This is a genomic window from Mobilicoccus caccae, from assembly GCF_030161635.1.
In the GTDB taxonomy this organism is placed as follows: Bacteria; Actinomycetota; Actinomycetes; order Actinomycetales; family Dermatophilaceae; genus Mobilicoccus; species Mobilicoccus caccae.
Window position 1 is genome coordinate 311,538 of the sequence record NZ_BSUO01000001.1, and the last position, 15,410, is coordinate 326,947.

Consider the following 15,410-nt stretch of genomic DNA (forward strand, 5'->3'; position numbering starts at 1 on the left):
CCATGGCAGGTCTCAGCGTCGAACGGGTCGTCCGGTACTTTCCGGTGCCGGTCGGCCTGACCTCGGCCACGGCCGCCGACGACGATGCGCCGGTGCCTGCGCGTCCGGCGTCCACCGTCATGGTGGTTCGCGACGCGGCGACCGGTGAGGGTGGCGTCGAGGTGTTCATGCTGAGGCGCAGCTCCTCGATGGCCTTCGCCCCCAACCGCCTGGTGTTCCCCGGCGGTGGGGTCGACCCCCGCGACGGCGACGACGACCTGCCCTGGGCCGGTCCGTCACCGGCCGACTGGGCCGAGCAACTCGGAGCCCACGACGAGGCGGAGGCCCGCGAACTCGTCGTGGCCGCCGCCCGGGAGGTCTTCGAGGAGTGCGGGGTGCTGCTGGCCGGCCCCGACGACGCGAGTCTCGTCGGCGATGTGTCCGGCGCGGACTGGCACGCCGAACGTGACCGACTGGCCTCCCACGAGCAGGCGTTCTCCGAGATGCTCGTGCGTCACGGGTACGTGCTGCGGACCGACCTGCTGCGACCGTGGGCGCACTGGGTGACCCCCGAGTTCGAGCGTCGCCGCTACGACACGCGCTTCTTCCTGGCGCGGCTGCCGGAGGGGCAGATCCCCGACGACCGCACCAGCGAGGCCGACACAGCCGACTGGGTGTCACCCGCCGACCTCCTCGCCGAGGCCGAGGCCGGCAGCGCCGCGCTCCTGCCTCCGACGATCGTGTGCCTCGAGAGCCTGGCCGCCGCCGCGGACTCGGGCGATCTCCTCGCCGCCGCGCCGCCGATGGCCCGCGTCATGCCCACACTCGAACCCCACGGAGACGGGGCGCGCCTGCGCATGGAGCTCCCCGTCGCAGGGAGGACGTCATGAGCCCGATACCCCCGACTCCGCCGGTCGAGCCGGGCACGTGGACCGGCGGCGCGGGGACTCCGCACGTGCGGGCCGTCCTGGCGCCGAACCCCTCACCGATGACGCTCGAGGGCACCAACACCTGGGTCGTCGGGGAGCCGGGCGTTGGCGCGTGCGTCGTCGTCGACCCGGGGCCCGACGACGGGACGCACCTCGCGGCCATCCTCGACGTCGTCGACGGTCGGCGCGTCGAGGCGGTGCTGCTGACCCACCGCCACCCCGACCACGCCGAGGGCGCCGGGGCGTTCGCCGAGCGGGTGGGCGCGCGGGTCCGGGCACAGGGCGAGGGGGAGGACGACCTCGCCGACGGCGACGTGGTGAGCGCGGGGGACGTCGAGATCGGGGTCCTGGGCACGCCCGGGCACACGGCAGACTCGGTGTGCTTCTACGTCGGCGCCGACGACGCCCTGCTCACCGGCGACACGATCCTCGGGTGGGGCACGACGATGGTGGCCTGGCCCGACGGCCGCCTCGACGACTATCTCGGCTCGCTCGACCGGCTCGCAGGCCTCACCGGCACCGGCCGGGTGCGCACGTTCCTCCCCGGGCACGGCGCCTACCTGCCGGACGCCGACGCCTCGGTGCACTACTACCTCGACCACCGCAGGGAGCGCCTGGACCAGGTGCGACGCGCCGTCGAGGGCGGGGCGACCGACGTCCAGTCGGTGCTCGAGGTCGTGTACGCCGACGTGCCACGCGAGCTGTGGCCCGCGGCGTCCCGCAGCATCGAGGCCCAACTCCACCACCTCCGCGGGGAGTGATCAGAGCCCCAGGCTCGGGGCGCCCAGCGCCTCCTGTCCCTGGACCCGGCCTTCCTCGAACCTGATGTCTGACCGCCTCCACGAGGAGGCGGTCAGACATCAGTGGGAGGCGGCGGTTCAGCGGCTGCGGCGGCGCAGGCGTTCGACGTCGAGCAGCAGGACGGCGCGAGCCTCGAGGCGCAGCCATCCGCGGGTGGTGAAGTCGGCGAGGGCCTTGTTCACCGTCTCGCGTGAGGCGCCGACGAGTTGGGCGAGCTCCTCCTGAGTGAGGTCGTGGGCCACGAGCAGGCCCTCCTCGGTGGGCCTGCCGAAGCGCTCGGAGAGGTCGAGCAGGGCCTTGGCGACGCGGCCGGGGACGTCGGTGAAGACGAGGTCGGCCAGGGAGTCGTTGGTGCGGCGCAGGCGCTTGGCCAGGGCCGCGAGCAGGCTCTGACCGACCGGGGGACGACTGAGGAGGAACTGCTGCAGAGCCTCGTTGCCGAGGCCGATGAGGTGGGTCTCGGCGATGGCGGTGGCCGTCGCGTTGCGCGGACCCGGGTCGAACACGGAGAGCTCACCGAACATCTCACCCGGGCCGAGGATGGCCACGAGGTTCTCCCGCCCGTCGGCGCTGGAGCGGCCGAGCTTGATCTTTCCCGCCTGGATCACGTAGAGACGGTCGCCCTGCTCGCCCTCCCGGAACAGGACCTCGCCGCGTGACAGGCGGCTCGTCGACATGGTGGCCTGCAACGCCGCGACATCCTCGTCATCCAGGGCAGCGAACAGGGGAGCTTTGCGTACGACGTCGTTCTCCACAGCCCTAGTGTGCCAGAGGTCACCATGCCTCCCCCGTAGCTTCGACCCCTGACCTGGCGGACCGACGCGATCCCGCCGGCTCACCGGGCGGCGGCGCGGCCGCTCACCCTCCTAGGCTGAACCGCGTGAGCACCCTCGAACCGGAGTCCCCCCTCGCCCTCAAACGGCGCGCACGCCGCATGTACCGGGTGCTGCACGAGCGGTACCCGGACGCCCACTGCGAGCTCGACTTCACCACCCCGCTCGAACTGCTCATGGCGACGGTGCTGTCGGCGCAGACCACCGACGTGCGGGTCAACATGGTGACCCCGCGACTCTTCGCCACCTACCCCGACGCCGCAGCGTACGCGGGCGCCGACCGCAGCGAGCTCGAGGGGATCATCCAGCCCACCGGCTTCTTTCGCGCCAAGGCCGACTCCCTCATGAAGATCGGCGCGGCCCTGGTGGAGAAGTACGACGGCGAGGTCCCGAAGAAGCTCCCCGACCTCGTCGCCCTCCCGGGCGTCGGCCGCAAGACCGCCAACGTCGTCCTCGGCGACGCCTTCGGAGTTCCCGGGATCACCGTCGACACCCACTTCGGGCGTCTCGCGCGCCGCTTCGGATGGACCACCGAGGAGGACCCGGTCCGCGTCGAGCAGGCCGTCGGAGAACTCATCCCCCGCAAGGACTGGACGATGCTCTCCCATGTGCTGATCTTTCACGGGCGCCGGACCTGCCACTCGCGTCGACCCGCGTGCGGCGCGTGCCCCGTGGCCCGCTGGTGCCCCTCCTACGGCATCGGCGTCACCGACCCCGTGGCCGCCGAGAAGCTCGTCAAGGACGCCCCGCCCGCGCCCGCGACCACGCCGTGACCGACCGGCCGGCGTGGCTCGACCGGGCCCGCGACGCGGCCGGACGCGCACCGAAGGACTTCTTCTCCCGGCACCGCCCCGCGGGGGTGGGCCACCGGGAGAGCGCCGTCCTCATGCTCGTGGGGCCGCGACCCGAGCACCCGGGCGAGCAGATCCTCGTGCTCACCGAACGGGCCCACGGCCTGCGCTCCCACGCGGGCCAGATCGCCTTTCCCGGTGGCCGCGTCGACCCCACCGACGACGGCCCGATCGCGGCCGCGCTGCGGGAGGCGGGGAGGAGATCGCCCTCGAGCCGGCCGGCGTCGAGGTGATCACGACCCTCCCGCAGGTGCACGTGCCCGTGTCGTCCTCCGTCGTCACACCCGTCCTGGCCTGGTGGCACGCGCCCTCACCGGTGCGGGTGAACTCCCCGGCGGAGGTCGCGCGGGTCGAGCAGGTGCCGCTGACGGAACTCCTCGATCCGGTCAACCGTTTCACCGTGACCCACCGGGTCGGCTATCGCGGGGTCGGGTTCGAGGCATCCGGACTCTTCGTCTGGGGCTTCACCGCCGCCCTCATCGACCGGCTCGCGGTCCTCGGAGGACTGGAGAGGCCGTGGGATCCACACGTTACCCGGCCGCTGCCGGACCGGGTGAGCGCAGGACGGGCGCCGATGATGCTCGACCAGTCCCCGGAACGAGAGGACCGATGATCACCACCACGAACGCCACCCTCGTCCTCGACGGTCTGCTGCTGCTCGGCCTCCTGCTCTACGCGGTCGAGGGCTACCGGCGCGGATTCGTGCGGACGGTCGGTGGCGCGGTGGGATTCGTGGTCGGTGGTCTGCTCGGGCTGCGCTTCGCCCCCGCGTTCGTCGAGGCCATCGCCCCACAGCTCGCGCCGATCCCGCTCCTGGTGGCGCTCGTCGGACTGGTGTTGTTCGCGGCGCTCATCGGTCAGGCGGTGGTCTCGGGGATCACGCGCCGCATCCTGCCGGTGCGCACCGCGGCCCTCGGACGGATCGATGCGCTGCTGGGCTCGGTGGTCTCCCTCGTGCTCGCCGCCGGCATCGTCTGGCTCGGCGCCGGGCTGCTGCGCACGGCCGTACCCGCGGCCGTCGCCGACGTGGTCGACGACTCCCGGGTGCTGCGGACGGTCGACGACCTCGCGCCGGTGTCGAAGGAGCGTGCGCTGCAAGAGGTCTCCGACGTCTTCGCCCGGTACGAATTTCCCCGGGTGTTCGAGGGCGAGCCCGAACGCATGCCGCCGGTCGAGGCCGCCGACCCGGCCATCGCCGACAACGCCGCCATCGCGCGGGCGGGAGCCTCCGTCGTGCGCATCGACGCCACCGCGAGGCAGTGCGGCCGGATGCAGGAGGGCAGCGGCTTCGTCGTCGGCCCCGGCCTCGTCGTCACGAACGCGCACGTCGTCACCGGATCGGATGCGGTGCGGATCCGCAAGGACGGGCTGCGCAGCACGGCGGAGGTCGTCGCGTTCGACCCGGGACGCGACCTCGCCGTGCTGGCCGCCGACACCGGCGACCTCACGCCGATCCCGCTGGCGGACTCCGACCTGCGCCGTGGCAGCGAGGCGATCATCGCCGGCTACCCGCTCGGAGGCCCCTACACGGCGCACGCCGGGCGGGTGCGCGACCTCATCACCGCGCAGGGCCGCGACATCTACTACCAGGACCGGGTCGTCCGCAAGGTCTACGGCGTGCGCGCCGGCATCAAGCCGGGCAACTCCGGCGGCCCGCTGCTGACGACGGACGGCTCGGTCGCCGGCGTCGTCTTCGCTCGCTCGCTCGACGACGAGGGCACCGCGTACGCGCTGCGCCTCGCCGAACTCCGCCCGGTGCTCGAGACCGCCCAGGCGCGCGAGACGGTCGCCGTCGGAGGATGCACCGCCGCCTGAGCCGGAGCTTCGGCACCGAAACGACGAGGCGCCCCACCCGAAGGTGAGGCGCCTGGTCGATGTGACGGACCGATCAGGACTTGGCCTGCGTGCTGCCGCTGCCGTCGCTGGACACGGTGCCCGCGGACGCGACATCGGTGCGCGGCGCGTTCTCGATGCGCGCCGGCGCCGTGGCGGGGGAGGGGCCGTGCGTGATCGGGTCGGCTCCGCGGACCGCCTGGGTGCGGTGACCCGACGCGCTGCGCTTGACCGCCTCGACCGACTTCTGCGCCGAGTCGATGGTGCGCTCCGGCTTGCCCTTAATCTTGCTCAGCGCGCTCTTGCCCACCAGCGCGAGGATGCCCGCGATGACGAAGAGGACCAGCGTCACGATCAGGTACGACGCCCACATCGGCAGACCGAGGGCGTTGATGCCGAGCGCGATCGTGTGGAGCAGGAAGATGAGACCCAACAGGGCCAGCACCCCGGCGACCGCGAACATCGCGGCGCCCTTGACGCCCTTGTTGACGTCGACGGAGATCTCGGCCTTCGCCAGGGCGATCTCGTCACGGATGATGCCGGACAGGTTCTCTGTCGCGTCGGCGACCAGACGACCGAGGGTCGGGTCGGAGGCCCGCGGCGCGGCCGGGTCCGGAGTCGGGGGGATTGACGTGGACATCGATACCTCCTGTGCGGGCTTGACGCCCTCGTTCATGACAAGGAGACCATAGCGACTCGCCGGTCACCCGGCGAGGTCAGGCGTCCCGGCGCGTTCGACGGCGCGTTCGGTGGCGGGGCGGCGGCGCGCTCGTGAGCGGGCGGTGCCCCCGGTGTGAAAGGTGGATGAACGCCGGAGTGGCGCGCCCGAGTCCGGTCGGGGACGCCTCACGCATCGAGGACAGTGGAGGCATGGGGTATGCCGACACCACCGGACCCATCGCGCTGGCCCACCGGGGAGGTGGCGGGCTGGCCCCCGAGAACACCCTCGCGGCGTTCGCGCTGACGACGGACCTCGGGTTCCGGTACCTGGAGAGTGATCTCCGCTTGACCTCCGACGGCCAACTGGTCTGCTTCCACGACGCCACGCTGGACCGGGTCACCGAGGGGCGTGGGCCGATCGCGGCCCGGAGCCTCGCCGAGCTGCGCCGGCTGCGGGTGGAGGGGCGCGAGACCATCCCGAGTCTGGACGAGGCGCTCGAGGCCTTTCCGGACACGTGCTTCTCGGTCGACCTCAAGGACGAGCGGGCCATCGAACCGCTGGTGAGGACGCTGAGACGCCCGGGGGTGGCCGACCGGTTGTGCATCGCCGGCGCCTGGGACCGGTGGCTGCTGGAGGTCCGCCGGGAGGTGCCGGGGGTGGCGACGACGCTCGGCTGGCGCTCGCTCACCATGCTGATCGCCTGCGCCCGGGCCGGCGTCCGGCCACCACGGCACATCGCCACCGCGCCGTTCGCGCACGTGCCGGTCCGCCTGGGCCGCCTGCGGATCCACGTGGAGCGCGTCATCGAGATGGCCCACGACCTGGGCGTGCGGGTTGTCACCTGGACCGTCGACGACGCCGACACCATGCATCACCTGCTCGACGTCGGCGCCGACGCCGTCATCACCGACCGCCCCGACGTGCTGCGCGGCGTGTTCGTCCACCGCGACCTCTGGTCGCCCATGAGCCCGCCTGCGACGCTCGAGGATCCGATCACATGGATGCCGGTCCCCGCCCGACCGCCGGGCCACCCCCAGGCATGATGGGTGAGGAGCCCAGGGGCGCGGCGTGACCGCCGCCCGTTCGAACAGAGGGGAGACGGCGATGACGACCCGGATCGGGGTCCTCACCAGCGGCGGAGACGCCCAGGGGATGAACGCGGCCGTGCGGGCCGTGGTCCGCACGGGCATCCACCTCGGAGCCGAGGTGTACGCCATCCGCGAGGGCTGGCAGGGGGCGGTCGACGGCGGTGACGGCATCAGCCGGCTCGACTGGGACGACGTGGGCAGCGTCCTGCACCGCGGCGGGACCGTCATCGGCACGGCCAGATGTCGGGAGTTCCGCGAACGGGCGGGGCAGCTCGCGGCGGCGCGTCATCTGCTCGAGCACGGCATCGACCGGCTCATCGTCATCGGCGGCGACGGCAGCCTCACCGGCACCGACGAGTTCCGCCGCAACTGGCCCGACCTGGTGGCCGAACTCGCGCGCGAGGGTCAGATCACCCAGGAGGTGGCGGACGCCCACACCTCGCTGATGATCGCCGGGCTCGTCGGCTCCATCGACAACGACCTCGTCGGTACCGACATGACCATCGGCGCCGACTCGGCCCTGCACCGCATCGTCGACGCCATCGACACCATCGCCAGCACCGCGGCGAGCCATCAGCGCAGCTTCGTCGTCGAGGTCATGGGACGGCACTGCGGATACCTGCCCCTCATGGCGGCGATCGCCGGCGGATGCGACTACGTGTTCGTCCCCGAGGACCCTCCGGCCGACGGCTGGGAGGACGACATGTGCGAGCTGCTGCGCTCGGGCCGGGCCGCCGGGCGGCGCGACAGCATCGTGCTCGTCGCCGAGGGCGCTCACGACCGGCACGGCACCCCCATCACCGCCACCCAGGTCAAAGACCTCCTGGCCGAGCGCCTCGGTGAGGACACGCGGGTGACGATCCTCGGTCACGTGCAGCGCGGTGGCTCCCCGAGCGCGTACGACCGGTGGATGAGCACCCTGCTCGGGTACGCGGCCGTGCAGGAGGTGCTCGAGGCGACGCCCGACAGCGTGCCCCACATCCTCGGGGTGCGGCACAACCGCATCGCGCAGATCCCGCTGGTCGAGGCCGTGCAGCAGACCCGTGAGGTCGCCCGTCACGTCGAACGGCAGGACTACGAGGCCGCCGTCACCGCCCGGGGCGCGAGCTTCGGCGAGATGCTCGCGGTGTTCGAGCGCATGTCACGCCCCCGCAGACCGTCGAACCCATCGAGAAGGCGCCGCGGGTCGCGATCGTCCACGCCGGTGGTCTCGCGCCGGGCATGAACACCGCCGCCAGGGCCGCCGAGCGACTCGGGCTGACGCGCGGGATGAACATCATCGGCGTCGACGGCGGATTCCCCGGTCTGATCGAGGGCCACGTCCGCGAACTCACCTGGGGCGACGTCGAAGGCTGGACGGGGAGGGCGGCGCCGAGCTCGGAACGCGCCGGCGCATCCCCACCGTCGACGAGCTCTACGCCCTCGGCCGGTCGATCGAGAAACTGGAGATCGACGCGCTGCTCGTCATCGGTGGCTACAACGCCTACCAGGCCGTGCACCTGCTCGACTCCGAACGCGGGCGGTATCCCGCGTTCGACATCCCGATGATGTTGGTGCCGGCGAGCATCGACAACAACCTGCCCAGCTCCGAGCTGTCCATCGGCTGCGACACCGCCCTCAACAGCGCCGTCACGGCCCTGGACGCCATCAAGATGTCGGCCAGCGCCAGCAAGCGCTGCTTCGTCGTGGAGACCATGGGACGCCGGTGCGGCTACCTCGCGCTCATGTCCGGGCTGGCCTCCGGCGCAGAACGCGTGTACCTGCACGAGGAGGGCATCACCCTGGCGGGGTTGCAGCAGGACGTGGAGGAGATGATCCGCGCGTTCCGAGGCGGCAAGCGGCTGTTCCTCACGATCCGCAACGAGCGCGCCAACGACCTCTACACCACCGACTTCCTGGCCCGCCTCTTCGAGGAGGAGGGCCAGTCGCTGTTCGACGTGCGGCAGGCCGTCCTCGGACACGTACAGCAGGGCGGCGCCCCGACGCCGTTCGACCGCATCCTCGCCACGCGGCTGGTCAAACACGCCGTCGACGGACTTGCCGGTCAACTCGCCGCTGAGGACACCGCCGCCCGATCCGTCGGACTCGTCGACGGGGTCGTCACGTTCGCGCCCGTCTCACGCATGCCGGAGCAGATCGACGCCGAGAACCGTCGCCCCCGCGAGCAGTGGTGGCTCGACCTCCGACCCGCCCTCGCGGCCGTCGCCGAACGCAGCCCCCGCAGCGAGGAACCACCGATCCCCGTCCTGCGCGCGGAGGGCCCCGCCTGACCGTCGTCGCGCGGCCGCTGCCGGGGTCGGGGCGAAGGTGAGGTGCATGCGAGCGGCACGAATCGGTGCTCCATCTCCCATACTGGGTCGATGAAATGCAGGGAACACCGGGTCGTGGTCGACGACGGCGACGTGGCTGTCGTCGAACACGTGAAGGACGCAGGCAGTGCGCGTGCTGCGATCCCCGTGCTGCTGGTCCACTCCACAGGGATGTGCGCGGCGAACTGGGATCTGCTCGCCGCCGAGCTCGGCGACTCCGTCGTGGCGTACGCCGTCGACCTTCCTGGTCACGGCCGGTCGAGCGCCGAGATGCGTACCGCCGAGGACGGGTGGCGCCACCTGCCCACCGTCGTGCGGGAGCTGGGATTGGACCGCCCACTGCTCGTCACCCATGAGAACTCCGCCTTCGTGAGCACGGTCGCGGCTCTCGAGTCGCCTGACTCCTTTCGGGGCCTGGTCTCCTTCGGCGGTGCCGTCCTCGACAGCACCGAGGCGGCCGTGGAGGCGATCGCGTTCGTCAACTCCGCCGGTTTCGCGGAGGTGATGACGGAGAGGTTCCGGTTCGGGGAGACCGGCTCGACCCCCGCCCAGGCCTCCGCGCTCGTCCACCAACTGAACGAACGGGCCCAGGCCGATTGGGTCTCGGTCGAGTTCGGCGACAGGCTCCTCCCCGAGATCACGAGGTCCCTGACCTTCGCCCCTGACGGATCGTGGCTGCACAGGCCCACGATCGAGACCATTCAGGCGATGTACACCCTGGCCGAGGACCACCCTTACCTGCCCGGCCCCCACTTCTACGACTCCCTGCGCATCCCGGTGTGGACCGTCGTGCTCTCCGGCGGCTTCGAACAGCCGTCTGCCGAGGCGGTGGCCCTGGTGGACGACCACCCCCTGATGCGTCTCGTGCGGATGAACGCGGGTCCCTGGCCGCAGTACGAGACCCCCGAGGTGCTGGCACGGTTGATCGAGACGCTGGCGCTCGACCCCGAAGCGGACACCCCGGCGTCGGTGCAGGCCATCACCCGCTGACGCGGCCGGATCGAGACCGTTGGGGCAGCTCGCCCCTGTCGTCTCGCATCAGCAGGGGAGCCGGTCTGCGGTCGAGTCTGGCCCCAGCGGTGCGGCCCCCGCTCAGTCGCCGGTGTAGGTGCCGGTGCGCTTCTCGCGCATAGCGGCCAGCGCCTCGGCGTGGTCGGCGGTGTGGTGTCCGAGGGGCTGCATCGCGGCCGAGAGCTCCAGCAGGCTCGACAGGCTGGAATGGGCGGACTCGCGCAGCAACCGCTTGGTCATCCGGGTGGCCCGCGGCGGATTGGCCGCGATTCGCGCCGCCAGTTCGTGTGCCGCGGTGAGGAGGTCGTCTGGCTCGACGACCCGCGACACCAGCCCCCACTCGAGGGCCGTGGCCGCATCGATCGCATCGCCGGTCAACGCCATCTCGGCCGCCCGTGCCGCGCCGACGACCCGCGGCAGGAACCAGGCCCCGCCGTCGCCGGGGATGATGCCGAGCTTGACGAAGCTCTCGGCGAAGAACGCCGTCGCCGACGCGATCCGCAGGTCGCACATGAGCGCCAGGTCGCAGCCGGCACCGACCGCGGGTCCGTTGACCGCCGCGACGACGGGGACCTCGCACTCGTAGAGAGCCCGGGGGATGCGCTGGATGCCCCGGCGGTACCCCTCGCGCATCCGGGCCGGGGAGCCGCCGAACATGCCGCTCTTCTCGGCCATCGCCCGCACGTTGCCACCGGCCGAGAACGCCGACCCTGCACCGGTGAGCACCACCGCACGGACCTCGTCGTCGACGTTCACCCGGCCCACGGCCTCGACGATCGCATCGATCATGTCGTCGTCGGAGATGGCGTTGCGGATGTCGGGCCGGTTCAGCGTCCATGTCTCGACGTGCCCGTCGCGCTCGATGAGGACCGCCGGCGACGCGTCGGTGCCACCGCCGTCGATGGACTCGCCCACCCCGGCCGTGTTCTCGGCCTCGTTCCCGTTCTCGCTCTGCGCACTCATCTGCTCACCGCCACCGGATCGGGGCCATGGTGAGCACGCCCGTCGACCCGAGTCCGAGCGAGGCCATCGCACGATCCACGAGCGCATGGCCTTCACCGAACAGCGAGGCGACGGGGGAGTTGCTGTTCTCGGCGGGCATGAACCGGTCGAGCGGGCCCAGCTTGGGACTGATCCGGGTGTCGGCCTCGTCGGGGTCGATGTCGGCGAGGGCGCAAGCGCGGAGCACGGCGTCGGACAGTCCGCCGACCCGGTCGACGAGACCGATGTCGGCCGCCTGAGCACCACTCCACACACGGCCGCGGGCGAGGGGTTCGAGCTGGTCGATCGACATGCCGCGGTCGTCGGCGGCCTTGCGGGTGAAGTCGGCGTACACGTCGTCGAGGAAGCGGGAGAGCAAGTCCCACTCCTGCTCGGTGAAGCCGCGCTGGGAGCTGAGCATGCCGGCGAAGGGGCCGGTGCTCACCAACGCGCGGTGGATGCCGAGCCGGTCGAGTCCGCCCTGGGTGACCTGCTTGCCCGCGAGCACACCGATCGAACCCGTGAGCGTGGTGGCGTTGCTGACGATCTCGGTGCAGGGCATGGAGATGAAGTATCCGCCGGATCCGGCGACCGACCCCATCGAGGCCACGACCGGCTTCTTCTCCTTGAGCCGCAGGATCTCCCGGTGGATGGCGTCGGAGGCCACGGCCGACCCGCCAGGGGAGTCGACCCGCAGCACGACCGTCTCGACCTTGTCGTCCTCGGCGACACCCCGCAGAGCGGCCGAGAGTGAGTCCGAACCGATGGAACGCCCGGCCAGCGGCGACGGCCCGCCCGACCGCCCGAGGTGGATCGGCCCGGCCGCCTGCACGATCGCCACCACGGGCCGGCCCCGGCCGGTCATCGAGCTCATGCCGAACCCGGAGTCGTACCGTTCGACGAAACGCAGCTCGGTGTCCTCATCGGCTCCGGCACGCTCGCGCAGCGAGGCGTAGGCCTCGTCGCGGTAGCCGACCCGGTCGATGAGATGCAGCTCACGCGCCCGCTCGGGGAGAGGACACCCTCGTCGACGACGGGTCGGACGTCGTCGGCCTCCATGCCTCGACCTCGGGCGATGCCGGCGAGGAACGTCTCGACGGCGGAGCCGGTGAGCGACTGCAGCACCTCGCGGTAGGGGCCGGAGATCTCACGCTCGGTGAACATCTCGCTGGCCGACTTGTACTCGTGACGCCGGTCGAACTGCGGCTCCACGCTCATCTTGTCGAGCGCCTCGCGCAGGAAGACGGCCTCGGCCGCCGCGCCGGTGAACTGCAGGTACCCGGTGGGCTGCAGCCAGATCTCGTCGGCGGCGGTCGCCACCAGGTACCCGGCGACCCCGTTGGTCAGCTCGCCGTACGTCTCGGCCCAGGCGATGACCGGCTTGTCGGCGTCGGCGAAGGCCTCGACGGCGGCGCGCACCTCCTCGGCGTGGGCCGGGGAGAGGGCGGGCGCGCAGGCGTGGACGGCGAGCCCGCGGATCTTGGGGTCGGTCGCCGCGTCGTGCAGGGCCTCGACGATGGCGTGCAGCGTCGGGGTGTGCCGCTCGCGGATCGCCTCGATCGGGGAGGCCGGCGCCGTCTCACCGACGCCCCTCGCGAGGTCGAGTTCGAGCAGGCAGTCGCCGGAGATCCCGGGCACGGGCAGCTTGCGCAGCGCCGTGGTGTCGAAGGGGAGGCGGTCGAGGAGGTCCTTGAATGCGCTCACGGTGCTCACGCTACAGAGCCCCACCGACAACCCGCTGGACGGACGGAATCGGCCCCGCGCCCCGGGCGCGACAACGCCCCGCCGGCAGGGGTCCGGCGGGGCGTGGCCACTGTACGAGTCGGAGGCGGGATCACGGACGTGACCGCGCGGGACTCGCCGCGAAGGGCGATCAGCCCTTGGTCATGCCCTTCTTGATCGTGTCCATGACCGAGGAGTCGGTGAGGGTCGTCGCGTCTCCGGCCTCACGGCCCTCCGCGAGGTCCTTGAGCAGACGGCGCATGATCTTGCCCGAGCGCGTCTTGGGCAGCTCGCTGACCACCATGATCGACTTGGGCTTGGCGATCGGGCTGATCTCCTTGGACACGTGCGACTTGAGGTCGGCGACGATCTTGTCGTCCTCGCCCTGGGCGTCGCCACGCAGGATGACGAACGCCACGACGGCCTGACCGGTCATGTCGTCGGCCGCACCCACGACGGCGGCCTCGGCCACGGTCGGGTGCGACACCAGCGCCGACTCGATCTCGGCGGTCGACAGACGGTGGCCCGACACGTTCATGACGTCGTCGACGCGCCCCAGCAGCCAGATGTTGCCCGCCGAGTCGTACTTGGCGCCGTCACCGGCGAAGTAGTACTTCTCGCCGAACCGGCTCCAGTAGGTGTCCTTGTAGCGCTGGTCGTCGCCCCAGATGCCGCGCAGCATCGCCGGCCACGGCTTGGTGAGCACGAGGTACCCCACCGCGTCGGCCTCGGTGACGGGCTCGCCCGCGTCGTCGAGGATCTCGGCGCTGATGCCGGGGATCGGACGCTGCGCCGAGCCGGGCTCGAGCTCGGTGACACCCGGCAGCGGCGAGATCATGATCGCGCCGGTCTCGGTCTGCCACCACGTGTCGACGATGGGGGCCGAGCCGCTGCCGATGTTCTCGCGGTACCAGCGCCAGGCCTCGGGGTTGATGGGCTCGCCCACGCTGCCGAGGACCCGGATGCTGGAGAGGTCGTACTTCTGCGGGATCTCGGCCCCCACTTCATGCAGGCCCGGATCGCCGTCGGCGCGGTGTAGAGCACCGACACCTTGTACTTGTCGACGATCTCCCACCAGCGGCCCTGGTGGGGGTAGTCCGGAGTGCCTTCGTAGACGACCTGCGTCGCGCCGTTGGCCAGCGGCCCGTACACGAGGTAGGAGTGCCCGGTGACCCAGCCGATGTCGGCGGTGCACCAGTACACGTCGGTTTCGGGGTGCACGTCGTGGACGACGCTGTTGGTGTACGCGACCTGCGTGAGGTAGCCGCCGGAGGTGTGCAGGATGCCCTTCGGCTTACCCGTGGTGCCCGAGGTGTAGAGGATGAACAGCGGGTGCTCGCTGTCCATCGGCTGCGCCTCGTGCTCGGCCGATTGCCGGTCGACGACCTCGTGCCACCAGACGTCCTTGTCGTTCCATTGCACGTCGCCGCCGGTGCGCTTGACCACGAGCACGTGCTCGATGGGGGAGTCCTCGGCGCTGACCGCCGTGTCGACGGCCTCCTTGAGCGGGGCCGACTTGCCCTTGCGGTACTGCCCGTCGGCCGTGATGACGACCTTGGCCTCGGCGTCGGCGATGCGCGACTTGATCGCGTCGGAGGAGAACCCGCCGAACACGACCGAGTGCGGGGCACCCAGACGGGCGCAGGCGAGCATCGCGACGATCGCCTCGGGGATCATGGGCAGGTAGATGGCCACCCGGTCACCCGTGCTCACGCCCAGTTCGGTGAGGGCGTTCGCGGCCTGGCAGACCTTCTTCTGCAGGTCGGCATAGGTGATGGTCTGTGTGTCGCCCTCGGCGCCCTCGAAGTGGATGGCGACGCGGTCGCCGTTGCCGGCCTCCACGTGCCGATCGACGCAGTTGTGGGCCACGTTGAGTTCGCCGCCGACGAACCACTTGGCGAAGGGGGCGCCACTCCAGTCGAGAGTCTGGTCGAAGTCCTTGCTCCACGTGACGTACCGACGCGCCTGGTCGGCCCAGAACCCCTCGAAGTCCGTCTCGGCGGCGGTGAAGAGGTCGGCCGTACCGTTTGCCTGGGCCGTGAACTCCTGAGTCGGTGCGTAGCTCGCGTCGGTCACGAGGTCCTCCTACGGGTCGGTGTGCGTTGTCTGCCCTGTTTGTAACGTCACTCAACCCGGCGACGGTATCGACCTCAAGGGGGCGTCCGCCCCTCGACCGCCCGGCGGGCCGCTCGTGCGACGAACGGCGGAGCACAAGGGTTCTCACCAAGATCGTTCAGGTGGGCGGCGTGACGCGTCGTCGGGTTCTGTCGGCCTACTCTCGTCAACAGCGGGCTGATGACGAGTAGGCCGAGGCGCTCATGCAAGGGTTGTCAGTGCCCACCAGTAGCGTCTGTCATAGTGAATTTGCCATCTATCTGGAGGTGCGCGATGGGATCTGCAACGACCGAGTCC

Annotated in this window: 14 protein-coding genes and 2 pseudogenes; 10 read left to right on the forward strand and 6 right to left on the reverse strand. The window is 71.2% G+C overall.

What is annotated here, in order from left to right:
* The first annotated feature begins 2 nt into the window (after window positions 1–2).
* Both QQK49_RS01620 and QQK49_RS01625 read left to right on the forward strand, forming a co-directional pair.
* A complete protein-coding gene (locus QQK49_RS01620; RefSeq protein WP_284302364.1) occupies window positions 3–869 on the forward strand; it encodes an NUDIX hydrolase in 867 nt (288 codons plus the stop codon).
* Window positions 866–1,669: an MBL fold metallo-hydrolase gene (locus QQK49_RS01625; protein WP_284302365.1), complete on the forward strand. Its 804-nt coding sequence runs from the start codon at window positions 866–868 to the stop codon at window positions 1,667–1,669. The genes QQK49_RS01620 and QQK49_RS01625 overlap by 4 nt, the downstream gene beginning before the upstream one ends.
* A gap of 117 nt (window positions 1,670–1,786) precedes the next feature.
* On the opposite strand, the gene QQK49_RS01630 is transcribed toward QQK49_RS01625, so the two are convergent.
* Entirely contained in the window at window positions 1,787–2,464 is a 678-nt protein-coding gene (locus QQK49_RS01630; RefSeq protein WP_284302366.1) for a Crp/Fnr family transcriptional regulator, read from the reverse strand.
* Window positions 2,465–2,589: 125 nt separating this feature from the next.
* Here QQK49_RS01630 and nth point away from each other — a divergent pair, with 125 nt between their 5' ends.
* The 4 genes from nth to QQK49_RS01650 are packed head-to-tail and all read left to right on the forward strand — an operon-like array spanning window position 2,590 to window position 5,208.
* The gene (nth, locus tag QQK49_RS01635) at window positions 2,590–3,315 is read left to right on the forward strand and encodes an endonuclease III (RefSeq protein ID WP_284302367.1); all 726 of its coding nucleotides are present in this window, start codon (window positions 2,590–2,592) and stop codon (window positions 3,313–3,315) included.
* A complete protein-coding gene (locus tag QQK49_RS01640; protein ID WP_284302368.1) occupies window positions 3,312–3,626 on the forward strand; it encodes an NUDIX domain-containing protein in 315 nt (104 codons plus the stop codon). The genes nth and QQK49_RS01640 overlap by 4 nt, the downstream gene beginning before the upstream one ends.
* Window positions 3,623–4,006 carry an NUDIX hydrolase gene (locus QQK49_RS01645; RefSeq protein ID WP_284302370.1) on the forward strand — a complete coding sequence of 128 codons (384 nt, stop codon included), beginning with the start codon at window positions 3,623–3,625 and terminating at the stop codon, window positions 4,004–4,006. Before QQK49_RS01640 ends, QQK49_RS01645 begins: the two co-directional genes overlap by 4 nt.
* A complete protein-coding gene (locus QQK49_RS01650) occupies window positions 4,003–5,208 on the forward strand; it encodes a MarP family serine protease (protein ID WP_284302371.1) in 1,206 nt (401 codons plus the stop codon). The genes QQK49_RS01645 and QQK49_RS01650 overlap by 4 nt, the downstream gene beginning before the upstream one ends.
* Window positions 5,209–5,281: 73 nt before the next feature.
* Here the strand turns inward: QQK49_RS01650 and QQK49_RS01655 are convergent, their stop codons facing one another.
* Window positions 5,282–5,866: a phage holin family protein gene (locus tag QQK49_RS01655; RefSeq protein WP_284302372.1), complete on the reverse strand. Its 585-nt coding sequence runs from the start codon at window positions 5,864–5,866 to the stop codon at window positions 5,282–5,284.
* A 230-nt stretch (window positions 5,867–6,096) separates the two neighbouring features.
* Between QQK49_RS01655 and QQK49_RS01660 the strand changes: the two genes are divergently transcribed.
* The 4 genes and pseudogenes from QQK49_RS01660 to QQK49_RS01675 all read left to right on the forward strand — a co-directional run bounded on the left by QQK49_RS01660 (window position 6,097) and on the right by QQK49_RS01675 (window position 10,274).
* Window positions 6,097–6,930, forward strand: coding sequence for a glycerophosphodiester phosphodiesterase family protein (locus tag QQK49_RS01660; protein ID WP_284302373.1), 834 nt, complete (start codon window positions 6,097–6,099; stop codon window positions 6,928–6,930).
* A gap of 61 nt (window positions 6,931–6,991) precedes the next feature.
* Window positions 6,992–8,200, forward strand: coding sequence for a 6-phosphofructokinase (locus QQK49_RS01665; RefSeq protein ID WP_284302375.1), 1,209 nt, complete (start codon window positions 6,992–6,994; stop codon window positions 8,198–8,200).
* Window positions 8,197–9,245: pseudogene (locus QQK49_RS01670) on the forward strand (6-phosphofructokinase). Before QQK49_RS01665 ends, QQK49_RS01670 begins: the two are co-directional and overlap by 4 nt.
* Window positions 9,246–9,335: 90 nt before the next feature.
* The gene (locus QQK49_RS01675) at window positions 9,336–10,274 is read left to right on the forward strand and encodes an alpha/beta hydrolase (protein WP_284302376.1); all 939 of its coding nucleotides are present in this window, start codon (window positions 9,336–9,338) and stop codon (window positions 10,272–10,274) included.
* Window positions 10,275–10,376: 102 nt separating this feature from the next.
* Here the strand turns inward: QQK49_RS01675 and QQK49_RS01680 are convergent, their stop codons facing one another.
* The 4 genes and pseudogenes from QQK49_RS01680 to acs form a co-directional block, all read right to left on the reverse strand.
* The gene (locus QQK49_RS01680) at window positions 10,377–11,258 is read right to left on the reverse strand and encodes a crotonase/enoyl-CoA hydratase family protein (RefSeq protein WP_284302377.1); all 882 of its coding nucleotides are present in this window, start codon (window positions 11,256–11,258) and stop codon (window positions 10,377–10,379) included.
* Between the two features lie 4 nt (window positions 11,259–11,262).
* A complete protein-coding gene (sppA, locus tag QQK49_RS01685; protein ID WP_284302378.1) occupies window positions 11,263–12,150 on the reverse strand; it encodes a signal peptide peptidase SppA in 888 nt (295 codons plus the stop codon).
* A complete protein-coding gene (locus tag QQK49_RS01690) occupies window positions 12,147–12,980 on the reverse strand; it encodes a S49 family peptidase (RefSeq protein ID WP_284302379.1) in 834 nt (277 codons plus the stop codon). Before QQK49_RS01690 ends, sppA begins: the two co-directional genes overlap by 4 nt.
* A 169-nt stretch (window positions 12,981–13,149) precedes the next feature.
* A pseudogene (gene acs, locus QQK49_RS01695) lies at window positions 13,150–15,074 on the reverse strand (acetate--CoA ligase).
* Window positions 15,075–15,410 lie beyond the last annotated feature (336 nt).

Excerpts from the sequence above, each read along its gene's own strand:
- QQK49_RS01620 (WP_284302364.1), top strand. The coding sequence starts at position 3 with ATGGCAGGTCTCAGCGTCGAACGGGTCGTCCGGTACTTTCCGGTGCCG.
- QQK49_RS01625 (WP_284302365.1), top strand. The coding sequence starts at position 866 with ATGAGCCCGATACCCCCGACTCCGCCGGTCGAGCCGGGCACGTGGACC.
- QQK49_RS01650 (WP_284302371.1), top strand. The coding sequence starts at position 4,003 with ATGATCACCACCACGAACGCCACCCTCGTCCTCGACGGTCTGCTGCTG.
- QQK49_RS01655 (WP_284302372.1), bottom strand. The coding sequence starts at position 5,866 with ATGTCCACGTCAATCCCCCCGACTCCGGACCCGGCCGCGCCGCGGGCC.
- QQK49_RS01660 (WP_284302373.1), top strand. The coding sequence starts at position 6,097 with ATGGGGTATGCCGACACCACCGGACCCATCGCGCTGGCCCACCGGGGA.
- QQK49_RS01665 (WP_284302375.1), top strand. The coding sequence starts at position 6,992 with ATGACGACCCGGATCGGGGTCCTCACCAGCGGCGGAGACGCCCAGGGG.
- QQK49_RS01675 (WP_284302376.1), top strand. The coding sequence starts at position 9,336 with ATGAAATGCAGGGAACACCGGGTCGTGGTCGACGACGGCGACGTGGCT.
- QQK49_RS01680 (WP_284302377.1), bottom strand. The coding sequence starts at position 11,258 with ATGAGTGCGCAGAGCGAGAACGGGAACGAGGCCGAGAACACGGCCGGG.
- sppA (WP_284302378.1), bottom strand. The coding sequence starts at position 12,150 with ATGAGCTCGATGACCGGCCGGGGCCGGCCCGTGGTGGCGATCGTGCAG.